The sequence below is a fragment of the Cohnella fermenti genome (genome assembly GCF_004801405.1).
GTDB classification, from domain to species: domain Bacteria; phylum Bacillota; class Bacilli; order Paenibacillales; family Paenibacillaceae; genus Cohnella; species Cohnella fermenti.
This window is the reverse complement of the sequence record NZ_SSOB01000055.1, coordinates 1-13,224: the sequence shown is the minus strand read 5'-3', so window position 1 is coordinate 13,224 and position 13,224 is coordinate 1. Positions and strand designations below refer to the sequence as shown.

Here is a 13,224-nt window from a genome sequence, read left to right as displayed (position 1 = left end):
GTGCCGGATGTACAAAATTCTGGTTGTGGACGACGAACCGCGGGTCAGTGCGGGGATTCGCGGCCATCTCCTCCAGTCCGGGCTGCCGATCGCGCATGTGGAAGCCGCCTCGAATGGCTTCGAGGCGCTGGACTGCCTGCGGATGGACGCCTACGATCTCGTGCTCACCGATATTCAGATGGCGATGATGAACGGCATCGAGCTGATGGAGGCGATCCTGCTGGAGCAGCCGCATCTGCCGGTCATCGTCATCTCCGCCTACGAGAAGTTCGCGTTCGCCAAGACGGCGCTGCGGCTCGGCGCCAAGGATTATCTGATCAAGCCGGTCGAACTGGACGAGCTGATCCGGGTCGTCGACAAGGCGCTGCGGGAGAAGAAAGAAGCGGGCCAAAGGACGATGCGGCAGTCGTCTCCCGCCGACGACGATCCCCGGCGCAGGCGGCAGGAGGCGCTTATGGAGCTGGTCACCGAGAGGAATCTGCGGGAGCGGGATTACCGCGAGCTGCTGCGGGAGATCGGGGGCTCGCTGAAGGCGGATTGCAGCTACGGGGTCGCGGTCGTCAATCTGGTGCTGAGCCGGGGCGGGCTGCACAACGAGATGATTCCCCGCAAGGACCGCAAGCTGCTCAAGTACGCCGCCGTCAACATTCTCGAGGAGAGCCTGTCCGACTGGTGCGGCGTGGCGTTCGAGGGCTTCGGCAGCCGGCTTGTGTGCGTCATTCAGCTTGAGGCTTCCGAAGCGGGCGATTCCGGCCGGCAGGCCAACTCGCGGGTGAGCCTGATCGGGCAGACGATCGTTATGAACCTGAAGCAATACTTGAACGTCGAGACGACGGTCGGCATGAGCACGCTCTGCACCGACCTCGCGCTGCTGCCCAGGCTGATGGAGGAGGCCGAGGCGGCGTTGGAATGGAGCCGGCTGCATCCGGACAATCCCTTCCATTATTATGCCGATATGGCCGCGCTCGAGAGCGTGCGGATGATGGAATGGGCGGGCAAGGTCGACAGCCTGGCGCTTCTGTTGAGAAGCGAGGAAGAGGAATTGGCGGCGGAGTCGATGCGCGATGCCTGCCGCTCGCTCGGCCTGCTGCTCCGCTCGGAGGGACTGTTCCACAGTTGCTTCGGCATCCTCGTGTATCGGCTGTACGGCCTGTTGTTCGATTACGGACCGGGCGGCGGGGAGACGATGCGCCATCTCGACCCGGAGTTTTATTTCCGCGGACTGGCGCCCGATGCCAAGCTCGAACGGCTGGAGAGCTATATGGCCGAGCTGGCCGGTCTGCTGCAGACGCGCCAGGACGAGCAGAACCGGACCGTCGTCTCCCAGATTATCGCCTATATCGATTTGCATTACGGCAACTGTGAACTGAAGATTCAGGATATCGCGGGCGAGGTGCACTTCAGCGCCGCCTATATCAGCTATCTGTTCAAGAAGGAGACGAACCAGAATATATGGGATTATGTCTCCCGCATCCGCATCGAGGAGGCCAAACGCCTGCTCGCCGCGACCGATCTGAAGCGGTACGAGGTGTCGTACAAGGTCGGCTACCAGTCGCCCGAGCACTTCAGCCGCATGTTCAAGCGGCTGACCGGCATCTCGCCCGCAGATTATCGCAAAGACGTCAGGGGGAATCAACCTGAAGCTTCCTTATAAGCTGATTGCGGCGTTCGGCCTGTTCATTATCGGCCCGTTTCTGCTCGTCGGCTGGGTGTCGGCTGTCCGCACCGCCGAGACGATCAAGGACGAGGTCGGCAAGACGATGCTCCAACTGGTGGAACAGAACCATGTGACGATGGAGAATACGCTGTCGTCGGTCAGAGACAAGACAGCGACTTTTCTGGACAACCACTTCTTCAGCAACCCCGCGCAATTCTCATTCTGGACCCATATCGACAGCGTCAGCGAACAGAGCGAGGCGGATACGCTGCTCGATCGCTGGTCGTCGGACGGCACCCTGTATACGCTGTATCTGCGCGAGGGGGCCGATACGGCCATTGCCGCCGGACTGTATCGGAGCAGGGGAATTGTGTTCCTCGACACGAACAATGTCCCCTCCTGGGGGGCGCGGGCGCTGGAGGAGAAGGGAGCGGGCATCGTCCAGACGGCACTCTCGGACAGCGGGCAGCCTACGATTACGTTCACCCGCGCGATCCTCAATCCGAGAAATTACGGCGAGTCGATCGGCTTCCTCTCGGTATCCAAGCTTGAGGTGCTGCTCGCCAAAAATTTGATCTCCGTCCAGCTTCCCGAAGGAGCGACGATCTTCCTGCTCGACGAAGGGGGCGAACTGCTGATCAAGGACGGGCCGGACGAATGGAACGCCGCGGCACTGCCGGGCAAGCTGGCCGGCGGCTACTCCGGCTACGCCTACGAAGATCGCCGCCAAAGCGGCGATCTCTTTGCCGTGTCGTACGACACGGTCTTCCATACGCGGCTCGTCTACCAAGTGCCGGTTCAGTCGATCATGGGCAATCAGACAGCGTTCCAGCGCACGATTATGGCGAGCCTGGCGATTTATTTGCTGCTGGTGCTGCTGTTTCTGCTGTATCTGCTGCGGGATATCGTCAAGCCGCTTGGGCGTCTCGTGTCGTTCACACGGCTGTACGAGCCGGGCAAGCCGTTCGATCTGGGCCGGCGCCCGACCCGGTTCCGCTCGGATGAGCTGGGCCTGCTGTACGATGCCTTCACCCGTATGACCGAACGGCTCGATCAATCGATCGAGGAGAACTACGGGATGCAGATCAAGCAGAAGGAGCAGGAGCTGTCCATCCTCCATTCCCAGATCACGCCTCATCTGCTGTACAACACGCTCGATTCGATCTATTGGTATGCGATCGGCAGCGGCAACCGGGATGTCGGGGAGATGGTCAAGGATCTGTCCAGGCTGTTGCGCATCGGCCTGAGCAAGGGACGGACGATGATCACGGCGGCGGAGGAGCTGGAGCATGTCGGCGCCTACATTCGGCTTCAGATGAAGCGTTATCCCGAGACGTTCGAGGTGAGCTGGGACGTCGGCGAGGGCGTGGAGCAATGTCTGGTGCCGAAGGTGATCATTCAGCCGCTCGTCGAGAACGCGATTTTCCACGGCATTCAGAGCATGGACGGCGAAGGGATGCTGTGGGTGCGGCTCGCACGCGAGGGAGAGACGCTGCGCGTGACGGTGGAGGACAACGGCTTTATCCCCGTCGATCTCGAGAAGCTGCGTCTGATCGTGCGCGGCGAGCTGCAGGACAAGGGCTACGGCATCCGCAACGTCCACCAGCGCATTCAGTTGCATTTTGGCGAAGCCTACGGGCTTGCTTACCGTATCCGCGAAGGCGGCGGGCTGTCGGCGACGATCGAGATGCCGGTCCGGACGGGGGAATAGCGGGCCGACGTTTGCCGGAATGCATCATCCTGAACCTAGGATATATCATCGTTTTGCGGGGGGCGCTGTCTTATACTTGCTTCATAAGAGAAAGGAGTGGAGCAAGTGAGGGATGCGTCCGTATCTCCCCGGCGCGATGCGCGGATCGGGACGAGGACCGGAAGCCGCAAGCTGTGGCGCGAAATCTGGAAGTCCCGTTTTTTAACGCTGATGATTTTGCCGGCGGCCGTGCTGCTCGTGCTGCATAACTATCTGCCGATGTTCGGGCTGTTCATCGCCTTCAAGAAAATCAATTACATCGACGGTATTCTGCACAGTCCGTGGTCCGGCTTCGACAACTTCAAGTTTCTGTTTAACACCGGGTCCATGTGGCGAATCGTGCGCAACACCGTGTCGTACAGCCTCGTATTTATGACCCTCAATCTCGTCCTGTCGGTCGCCATCGCGATCGCCCTCAGCGAGCTTCGCGGCAAGCTCGCGGCCAAAAGCTATCAAACCTTTTTTGTCATGCCGAATTTCTTGTCGATGGTCGTCGTGAGTTATCTGGTCTACGCTTTCCTGCACCCGACGATCGGCTTTATCAACACCTCCGTTCTGCAGCCGCTCGGCCACGGGCCGATCTCCTGGTATATGGACAAGACCTACTGGCCGTTTATTCTGACCTTCGTCAACGCCTGGAAGGGCGTCGGGATCGGGGCGGTCATCTACATCGCGGCCATCGCCGGGATTGACCCGGAATATTACGAAGCGGCGGTCATCGACGGCGCGTCCAAGTGGCGGCAGATCATCCATATCACGCTGCCGACGATTCGGCCGATCATCATCATTATGACGATTTTGAACATGGGCCATATCTTCAATTCGGACTTCGGTTTGTTCTATCAGGTGCCGATGAACTCGGGGATGCTCTACCCGGTCACGGATACCGTCGATACCTACGTGTATCGGGTGATGACGCAATTGAACGACATCGGCCGTTCGTCCGCCGCGGCGATGGTGCAGTCGGTGCTGGGCTTTGTCCTTGTGATGCTCACCAATGGCGCCGTCCGCAAGATTGACCGGGAGCAGGCATTGTTCTAGAGCAGACAGGAGGTTTTTTTCGTATGGAAGTCAGAGTATCCCGCCGGGAGAACCGGATTTCGCCCCTATCCAACGTGTTGCTGAATACGCTGTTCGTTCTGTTCTCGCTGGCCTGTGTGCTGCCGGTGCTGCTGGTCATCATCGTCTCCTTTACGCACAACGATTCGCTGATCGATAACGGCTACAGCTTCTTCCCGAGCCGCTGGTCAAGCGTCGCTTACGATACCTTGTTCGAGGATTTCAACACGATCGCTTCCGCCTACCGCGTGAGCATCGGCATTACGGTCGGAGGGACGCTGGCCAGCGTGCTGCTGATGGCGCTGTACGCCTACCCGCTCTCTCGCCGGGACTATCCGCTTCGCACGTTCTTTACGTTTTTCCTGTTTTTTACGATGCTGTTCAACGGCGGGATGGTCAGCCGGTACATCGTCTATACGCAGATGCTCAGCTTGAAGGATTCGTACCTGGCGCTTATTCTGCCGCTGCTGATCGCTCCGTTTAACGTCATCATCATGCGCACCTTCTTCCAGACAACGATTCATCCCGCGCTGATCGAGTCGGCCCGGATCGACGGAGCGGGCGAGATGCTGATCTTTATCCGTATCGTGCTGCCGCTGTCGCTGCCGGTGATGGCGACCATGGCGCTGTTCTCTACTATCGCGTACTGGAACGATTGGTTTAACGCCTTGCTGTATATCGACACCGAAGCCAAATATCCGATGCAATTCCTGATGATGCGGGTGCTCAACGACGTCCAGTACGTGCGCGACAATATGAGCCTGTCCCTGCAGAACCCCGAGCTGCTGCGCAACCTGCCCAACGAATCGCTGCAGATGGCGCTTGCCGTCATCGGGATGGGACCGATCCTGATCGTGTACCCGTTCTTCCAGAAGTACTTCGTCAAAGGCTTGACGGTCGGAGCCGTCAAGGGCTAACAAGCGGCAAGGCCGGCGGCCGGCCGAGTGCACCGGATCTGGCAGCCGTTTTATATATCCCGTTTGATAAATTCAATAGATACTACAGGAGGGTTATTCCATGAAGCGTCATACTACTGCAATGCTCGCGATGGTCATCGGACTGTCGGCAGCGCTGACCGCCTGCTCGAGCGGAGAGAAGAATGCGAACAGCTCGTCTCCCGCACCTTCGTCATCGTCGTCCGGCACCGCCGCCCCGTCGTCTCCCGCCGCCAGCCCGGAGGCGTCCAAGCTCGAGCCGTACAACGTCTCGATCGTGTACTACGGCAAGCCGCAGAAGGACGATGCGGTTGTCCAGGAGGAGCTTAACAAGTATTTGCAGGACAAGATCAATACGACGGTGACGCTGCAGCCGATCGCGCCGAGCGACTACAAGAAAAAAACCGAGCTGATGATGAACACCGGGGAGAAGATGGACCTCGTCTTCACCGCCTCCTGGCTGGATTTTGCCGCGAACGTCACCAAAGGCGCCTTCCTGGAGCTGGATTCGCTGCTCGATCAATACGGCCAGGGCATCAAGGACTCCCTCAGCAGCCCGCTGTACCTGGAGGCGCCCCGGTTCCAGGGCAAGCTGTATGCGATCCCGACCGACAAGGAGATCACCCAGGGCAAGGCGTTCACCTTCCGCCAGGATATCGTTGACAAGTACAACATTCCGATCGATCAGATCAACAAGATGGAAGACCTGGAGCCTTACTTCGCGACGATCAAAGAAGCGGAGCCCGGCATGATCAACAACTATATGACGGCCAGCCCGCTTAGCTTCATGGAGTACGAGACCAAGTCGAACTACCGTCCGATCGGCCCGACGCCGGAGAAGATGCCGACCTTCTTCGTCGACTACAAGTCGCAGGACATGAAGGTGAAGACCGTCATCGACCAGGATATCGTCGATCTGAACAAGGCCGACGCCGAGATGTTCCGCAGCTATTATGAGAAAGGCTACACCAACGCCGACGTCGCGACGACGACGACCAATGTCGCCGATCTCCGCAAGCAAGGGAAGATCTGGATGCAGACGACGGTCTGGAAGCCGGGCGCCGATATCGAGATGAAGATCGCCGACGGCTACGATTGGGTGTCCCATGTCGTCGAGGAGCCGATCGTCACGACCGACCTCGCCACCGGCTCGATGCTCTCCATCTCCAGAACGTCCAAGAATCCGGAGCGGGCGATGATGGTGCTGAACATCCTGCACACGGACCCGTATGTCATCAACCTGCTGGTTAACGGCATCGAGAACAAGCATTACACCAAGATAAGCGACAACCGCATCGAGCCGATCGCGGATTCCGGCTATGGCGACACCGCGCTCTTCTGGGTGCTCGGCAACCAGTTCCTCAACTACCTGAAGCCGGGGCAGCCCGACGATCTGTACGACAGTTGGAAGCAGTTTAACCGGGACGCTACGCGGTTCCCGCTGCTCGGCTTTACGTTCGACGATTCCAACGTCAAGGATATTATCGCCGAGCTGACGACGATCGTCGGCGAGTACAAGGTGATCGGCACGGGCGCGGTGCCGAATGCGTCGAAGCTGATCGACGAGCGCAATGCGAAGCTGAAGTCCGCAGGCATCGAGAAGGTGCGCGACGAGCTGCAGAGCCAGATCGACGCCTGGCTGCAGCAGAACAAAAACTAGGTTGAGGTGAGCGCGCTTGAACCCCCGGAATCTGATCTACACCTTTGTCAGCTACGCTTCCCACTACGATACGCCATGGGGACGGGGGACGGCGGTCGAAGGCATCGAGCGGACGGCCGCCATCGCGCACCGGCACGGCATCCCCGTGACCTGGATCGTCAACCGCGGCTCGATCCCCGTGCTGGCGGCGCGCATCTCCGAGTGGCACGAAGCCTATGGCGACGACGTTATTTTACAGTGCCCGTTCTTTATCGAGGATGCCGGGATGTCCAAGGACAAACTGAAGGAGACGCTGGCGAGCGATTGGCGGCTGCTTCAAGAGACGTTCCCGTGGGCGCAGACCAAGATCGCCGGGCGCGGCAAGATTTATAACGAAGTGATCGAGACGCTCGAGGAGCTCGGCTTCGAGGGGATGTGGGGCTACTGCTGGGAACAGGTCTGGTGGGACGGCATCACGCACAAGGGCATCCCCTGGGGCTCCTGGTACGTGGACGGCAGCCGCTACAAGGTGCCGCATCCCGGCCGCGGGCAGGTCGTCGCCTTCGAATGGACGGCGCGCGATCTCCATCTGACCTATCATACGGGCAGCCCGGTGCTGTACTCGACCGACCCGAACGACGTGCTGCGCGCGGGGCTGTGTACGGGACAGAACATCGAGTATTGGAAAAGATTGTTCGACGAGTATATGGACAATACGGAGCATAACGAGCAAGTGTTTTTCCTGCAGCAGCAGGAAGGGCACGAGATGGAATACGGCGAGCGCTTCGCCGTATTCCCGGCAGCCGACGTCGAGGCGTGCGCGGAGATGCTGGACCTGTTTTTCGCCTATGTCGCCGGCTCGGGAGCCACGCTCGCTACACTGCCGCAGGCGGTCGCCCGCTACAAGGCGCACAACGCCGCCGCGACGGCCCCGGTCTACATGCTCACCCGAGACAAGCCGTTCGCCCCGGCTCTCAACGACTATACGATGACACTTGGCGGCGTCGGCCTGGGGCCGTGGCCGGACACCTTCCTGTACTACGACAGCCGGTGCCAGATGGCCTTCGTCAGAGGGGAATGCAAGCCCCGGATGCTGCGCAGCTATGTCGGCCAGTGGGACATGAGCAGCGAGTTCACGGAGCCGATCCCGCCGCTGTTCGTCACCCGGTACGAGCGGACCGCGACGACAATCGAGCTGATCTACGAGATCGGCATCTGGAAGCCGATCCCGTTCGGCCTCGCCTACTGGGACGACCTCGCCGGCTATGAGATCGAGTCGTGCGAGATCGCAGCGGCGGCGGCAGAACTGCAGGCAGAGGCGCAGGCGGAGGTGGACGCAAGGCTGATCGGCGGCGAGCTTGTGTTCCTGCGCTTTGCCCTCTCGGGAGCCAAGACGAAGCTCCGGCTTGTGCTGCGCAAGCGCAGTTGATGCGGCGGACGGCCGGGCGATGCGGCCGTTCCCGCGAACAGGGGAGCGCTTGACCTCCCTCCCCGCCCCTTCGGATCAATGCCAATACCCATAACTTAGCGCTGGACGTTCCGCCAATTTGTGCTATAATTCATTCCATTGTCCGGCAGCGCTCGGGCCGCGGTTCGTAACCATCCCGCGTTATCAAAACTAGGAGGGTATTTGGCATGTTTAATTTGACCTGGGGCGTGTTGTTCGTTATCGTCAACTTCGCTCTCTTCCTGGCCTGCTATCGGCTGCTGGGAAAAAACGGCTTGTACGCCTGGATCGGAGCCGCGACGGTTCTGGCCAACATTCAGGTGGTGAAGAACATCGAGATGTTCGGCATCGCGATGACTCTCGGCAATACGATCTACACGTCGATCTATCTGACGACGGACTTGCTCAACGAGAAGTATGGCGAGAAGGAAGCGAGGAAGGCGGTCTGGTTCGGCTTCTTCACGATGCTGATGTCGCTCGTGCTGATGCAGATGGTGCTCGTGTTCGAACCGGGAACGGAAGATTTCGCGCAGGAATCGCTCGAGACGATCTTCGGGCTCATGCCGAGAATCGCGCTCGGAAGCTTGGCGGCTTATTTTATTAGTCAGTTCCTCGACGTCAAGATCTTCAGCCGGTTGAAGAAGGCCTATCCGGGACGGGGCCAGCTATGGATTCGGAACAACGGGAGCACGATGCTCAGCCAACTGGTCGATACGCTCGTCTTCACGTCGATCGCCTTCATCGGCGAATACTCGTGGGAGGTCTGGTGGGAGATCGCGCTGACAACGTATGTGCTCAAGTTCGTCATCTCGGCGGCTTCCACGCCTGTTATTTATATCGCAAGAAGCTTCAAGTTCAAGGAAGAAGCGGCTTCAACCTCTACATCGGCCTAATCCGTGCTTAAGAGCAATCCCCGCCAGGGAGCAACGTCCCGGCGGGGATTGCTGCATTCATAGGAGCGAGACGACGGCGCGTCCCCGGGCTTGCCCTTGCAGAATGCGCTGCAGCTCGCCCGGCAGCTCGGCCAGCGAGATGCGGTGCGCGATCGTCTCGGCGACGGAGCCCGGCTGCCACTCCCCGCCGAGACGTTCCCACGCGGCCAGCCGCTTCTCCATCGGGCACAGCACCGAGTCGATGCCGATCAGGCTCACCCCCCGCAGAATGAACGGCATAACGCTCCCGTCGAACGAGACGCCCCCCGTTAAGCCGCTTAACGCAATCGCGCCCCCGTACCGGATCGTCCCGAGCAGGGACGGCAGGTAGGCGCCTCCGACCGGGTCGACGGCTGCGGCCCAGCGCTCGGAGCCGAGCGGCTTCCCGGAAGGGAGCAGCAGCTCCTCGGGCGAGATGATCTCCGCCGCCCCGAGCTCCTTCAGGAAGCCGATCTCCTCGCGCTTGCGCGTGCTGGCGACGACCTCGTAGCCGGACCTCGCCAGCAGCGCGACCGCCCAACTGCCGACGCCGCCGGTCGCTCCGGCGACCAGAACGGGGCCTGAGTCTCGCCGCAAGCCATTCGCTTCAAGAGCCGACACCGAGAGCGCCGCGGTGAAGCCCGCGGTTCCGATCGCCATCGCCTCGAAGGCGGTCAGCCCCTGCGGCAGCGGCACCACCCAGTCCGCCGGTACGCGGGCGAGCTGGCTGAAGCCGCCGGGATGCGTGACGCCGAGGCCGTAGCCCGTGACGAGCACATCGTCTCCTTCGCGGAACCTCGGGCTCGCGGAAGCGATGACCGTCCCGGCGAGGTCGATGCCGGGAATATGCGGATAGCTGCGAACGATCTTCCCGTTCGGCACGCTGGCAAGCCCGTCCTTGTAGTTCACTCCCGAGCAGGCAACCCGAATCGTCACTTCTCCGTCCGGCAGTCGATCGCTCGGGTATTCCCGCACTTCCGACTTCAGCAGAGACTCCTGCCAATCGATCGTCAAGGCCAGATAAGACTCCATCTCGTCCATCTCCTCCTTATCGCAAGTACCTGTCCGCTTCATCATACTCCCGTCGGAATTGTTTTCCAAGATGCTGGGGTTCGCCGATCCTCCCGGTTGTCTTAGGGATTGACTGTTGACGAATGAACAATCCGATTCTACACTTAGCGTTATTGACTTGAATTCGGATCGGCGCTTCGGCGCCACGGCAATCGGAGGCCAGACATGACTTCAATGACAACTTCCCAGGCGAATCGGTCGGCGGCCGCCGCGACGCTTACGGTAATGCCCGTTCTGCTTGCGGTAAGCTTCTCCCACATGATGAACGATTCCATGCAGGCGGTCGTGCCCGCGCTGTACACCGTGCTGGAGCAATCGCTTCATCTCAGCTACGTGCAAGTCGGCTGGATCACCTTCGTGCTGAACATGACCTCGTCGGTGCTGCAGCCTGTCGTCGGCTCGTTCACCGACCGCAGCTCGAAGCCCTATCTGATGACGGTCGGGATGGTGCTGAGCCTGCTCGGCATGGTCGGCATCGCGCTCGCTCCCTCGTTCTGGTACGTGCTCGTCGCGGCGATGTTCATCGGCTTCGGCTCGGCGATCTTCCATCCCGAGGGCTCCCGGGTCGTCTACCTCGCGGCCGGCAACCGCCGAGGCTTCGCCCAATCGGTGTACCAGGTCGGAGGCAACACGGGCAGCTCGCTCGCCCCGCTGATGGCGCTTGCCATCTTCGTCCCGCTCGGCCAGATCGGCGCGCTGTGGGGCTGCCTGTTCGCGGCTGCGGCCATCGCGGCCATGCTGATCTGCATTCTTCCGTGGTACAAGTCGAGGCTCAGGGAGCAAGGCGAGAGGAAGGCGGGCAAGAAGACGATCTCCTCCTCCTTGTCGCTCTCGGGCAAGCAGGTCGCCTGGGCGATGGCGCTGCTCGTCTTCATCGTATTCGGCCGCTCCTGGTACCATACGGGCATCAGCAACTATTACCAGTTCTTTATGATCGACCATTATGGCCTGACGGCTCGGCAAGCACAGGTGCCAGTCTTTATCTTCCTCATCACCGGCGTGCTCGGCACCTACTTCGGCGGCGTCTTCGCGGACCGGATCGGTCTTAAAAAAATGATTGTGCTCTCCATCGCGGGAGCGATCCCATTCTCGCTCGCTCTGCCGTACTTGCCGCTTGCGTGGGCATACGTGGACATCGCGGTGCTCGGCTTTATTCTGCTGTCGGGCTTCTCGGTCGCCGTCGTCTACGCGCAGCATCTGATGCCGTCCAAGGTCGGCCTCGCTTCGGGCCTGACGACCGGCCTCGCGTTCGGCATGGGGGCGATCGGAGCCGTCGTGCTCGGCAAGGCGGCCGATATTGTCGGCATGACGGACGTCATGCGCAGCATCGCTTTCCTTCCGTTTATCGGCCTGCTCGCGCTGCTGCTCCCGTCGGACAGGAGGAAGCGGGCCTGACGGCAACGGCGGTTTGGGGAACGGCAATATCGGAACGGCGGCCCAAGAGCAATTGGGAATCGAATATTCGGCCGCGTTAAGGTATAATGAAGCCAATAGAAGCAACAGACCTGCGCCGCGGCGTACGGACTCGGGAATGGAGGACGGTTCGATGAGGAACGATAAGTGTGCGACGGCGTCGATTGCGACACCGCGTTGGTTCGGCTACGCGCTGCAGTCGCTTGTCTATCTCGCTCATCACGCCCGGAACGACGTCCGTTGCCCGAGCGGGGAGATCGCCCTCAAGATCAGCACGGAAGCGACGCTCATGCGAAGAATTCTGGCGAAGCTGGCGAAGGCGAATATCGTGGAAGCGAGAGAAGGGCGGGACGGCGGCTACTACCTGCGCAAGTCCCCCGAGAGCATCACGCTCGCCGAGGTGTATCGCGCACTGGAGATGACGGAGCCGCTCTGCACGGGCCTGATGGACACCGCCAACGGAGCGATCGGCACCGACATCAAGGGCGCGTTCAGCACGATCATGAGGGAGACGGAGCAACTCATGATGGAGCTCCTGGAGAAGAAAACAATCGCCGATCTCGTGCAGAAAGTTTACGCCGATTGCGAGCTGGCGACTAGGGGAGAGTCCTGAGGGACTCTCTTTTTTGATTCCGCAGCGGCGCCCATCGAACCTGTCGAACTCTCCAGCCTGGCAAACAAACTGGACTCGCCGAACCAACCAAGCCAACCGAGCCAACCGAACCAACCGGACTCGCCGAACCCGTCAACCTCATCGAACTCGTCTCAACCGCCAAACTCACTAAACCAACCGAACTCGCCAAACCTACCCTACCAACCGAACCAACCGAGCCCATCGCACCCGCCAAACTCATTGAACCAGCAGCCCCACCAAACTCACCGAACCAACTGAACCAACCAAAACCAACCAAACCAACCAAACCAACCAAACCAACCAAACCAATCGAATCCGCCAAACTTACCGACCTAACCAAACCAACCGTACCAAGCCAAAACCAACCAAACCGACCAACTCGTCGCACTCGCCAAGCTCACTAAACCAACCGAACCCGCCAACACTCAACTCGCTGGACCCGTCACCTTATAGAACTCGTCGCCCCCGCCAAACTCACCGCCCCCGTCGGACTTACTGAGTTCACCAAACTCACCAGCCCCACCTTCCCTATCGCCCGCGTCGATCCCACCGCCCCGCCGAACTCGCTGGTTGCCGAATTTTATGTGAAAAACCAGAGCGACCGAGCATAGGTTGAGTAACTTAGCAGGTGGAAACCCTGCTTGGAAAAGGCGAAGCCACGCCACCAATAGCGAGTCTTGGAGCGAAGCTGGCAACAGAGTCGTTTAA

General features: G+C 60.2%; 10 protein-coding genes. 9 read left to right on the top strand and 1 reads right to left on the bottom strand.

Going from position 1 to position 13,224, the window contains the following annotated elements; translation table 11 throughout:
- Nucleotides 1-7: 7 nt before the first annotated feature.
- The 7 genes from E6C55_RS29075 to E6C55_RS29045 all read left to right on the top strand — a co-directional run bounded on the left by E6C55_RS29075 (nt 8) and on the right by E6C55_RS29045 (nt 9,380).
- On the top strand, nt 8-1,654 hold the full coding sequence (locus E6C55_RS29075) for a response regulator transcription factor (RefSeq protein ID WP_136373343.1): 1,647 nt from the start codon (nt 8-10) through the stop codon (nt 1,652-1,654).
- A gap of 55 nt (nt 1,655-1,709) precedes the next feature.
- Entirely contained in the window at nt 1,710-3,368 is a 1,659-nt protein-coding gene (locus E6C55_RS29070; protein WP_136373342.1) for a cache domain-containing sensor histidine kinase, read from the top strand.
- A gap of 105 nt (nt 3,369-3,473) precedes the next feature.
- The gene (locus E6C55_RS29065) at nt 3,474-4,448 is read left to right on the top strand and encodes an ABC transporter permease (RefSeq protein ID WP_230986909.1); all 975 of its coding nucleotides are present in this window, start codon (nt 3,474-3,476) and stop codon (nt 4,446-4,448) included.
- A gap of 23 nt (nt 4,449-4,471) precedes the next feature.
- On the top strand, nt 4,472-5,383 hold the full coding sequence (locus E6C55_RS29060) for a carbohydrate ABC transporter permease (protein ID WP_136373341.1): 912 nt from the start codon (nt 4,472-4,474) through the stop codon (nt 5,381-5,383).
- Between the two features lie 100 nt (nt 5,384-5,483).
- Nucleotides 5,484-7,061, top strand: coding sequence for an ABC transporter substrate-binding protein (locus E6C55_RS29055; RefSeq protein ID WP_136373340.1), 1,578 nt, complete (start codon nt 5,484-5,486; stop codon nt 7,059-7,061).
- Nucleotides 7,062-7,077: 16 nt separating this feature from the next.
- Nucleotides 7,078-8,469 carry a hypothetical protein gene (locus tag E6C55_RS29050; RefSeq protein WP_136373339.1) on the top strand — a complete coding sequence of 464 codons (1,392 nt, stop codon included), beginning with the start codon at nt 7,078-7,080 and terminating at the stop codon, nt 8,467-8,469.
- A gap of 206 nt (nt 8,470-8,675) precedes the next feature.
- Nucleotides 8,676-9,380 carry a queuosine precursor transporter gene (locus E6C55_RS29045; protein WP_136373338.1) on the top strand — a complete coding sequence of 235 codons (705 nt, stop codon included), beginning with the start codon at nt 8,676-8,678 and terminating at the stop codon, nt 9,378-9,380.
- Nucleotides 9,381-9,437: 57 nt separating this feature from the next.
- Here E6C55_RS29045 and E6C55_RS29040 read toward each other — a convergent pair whose 3' ends face one another.
- On the bottom strand, nt 9,438-10,430 hold the full coding sequence (locus E6C55_RS29040; RefSeq protein ID WP_211093668.1) for an acrylyl-CoA reductase family protein: 993 nt from the start codon (nt 10,428-10,430) through the stop codon (nt 9,438-9,440).
- Between the two features lie 213 nt (nt 10,431-10,643).
- Here E6C55_RS29040 and E6C55_RS29035 point away from each other — a divergent pair, with 213 nt between their 5' ends.
- Nucleotides 10,644-11,864, top strand: a complete 1,221-nt coding sequence (locus tag E6C55_RS29035; protein ID WP_136373376.1) for an MFS transporter — start codon at nt 10,644-10,646, stop codon at nt 11,862-11,864.
- 151 nt (nt 11,865-12,015) lie between these two features.
- Entirely contained in the window at nt 12,016-12,495 is a 480-nt protein-coding gene (locus E6C55_RS29030) for an RrF2 family transcriptional regulator (RefSeq protein WP_136373336.1), read from the top strand.
- Nucleotides 12,496-13,224: the final 729 nt, after the last annotated feature.

Bases quoted from the DNA above. Each gene is read 5' to 3' on its own strand.
- E6C55_RS29035 (WP_136373376.1), top strand. From the start codon at position 10,644: ATGACAACTTCCCAGGCGAATCGGTCGGCGGCCGCCGCGACGCTTACG.
- E6C55_RS29060 (WP_136373341.1), top strand. From the start codon at position 4,472: ATGGAAGTCAGAGTATCCCGCCGGGAGAACCGGATTTCGCCCCTATCC.
- E6C55_RS29045 (WP_136373338.1), top strand. From the start codon at position 8,676: ATGTTTAATTTGACCTGGGGCGTGTTGTTCGTTATCGTCAACTTCGCT.
- E6C55_RS29055 (WP_136373340.1), top strand. From the start codon at position 5,484: ATGAAGCGTCATACTACTGCAATGCTCGCGATGGTCATCGGACTGTCG.
- E6C55_RS29075 (WP_136373343.1), top strand. From the start codon at position 8: ATGTACAAAATTCTGGTTGTGGACGACGAACCGCGGGTCAGTGCGGGG.
- E6C55_RS29030 (WP_136373336.1), top strand. From the start codon at position 12,016: ATGAGGAACGATAAGTGTGCGACGGCGTCGATTGCGACACCGCGTTGG.
- E6C55_RS29040 (WP_211093668.1), bottom strand. From the start codon at position 10,430: ATGGAGTCTTATCTGGCCTTGACGATCGATTGGCAGGAGTCTCTGCTG.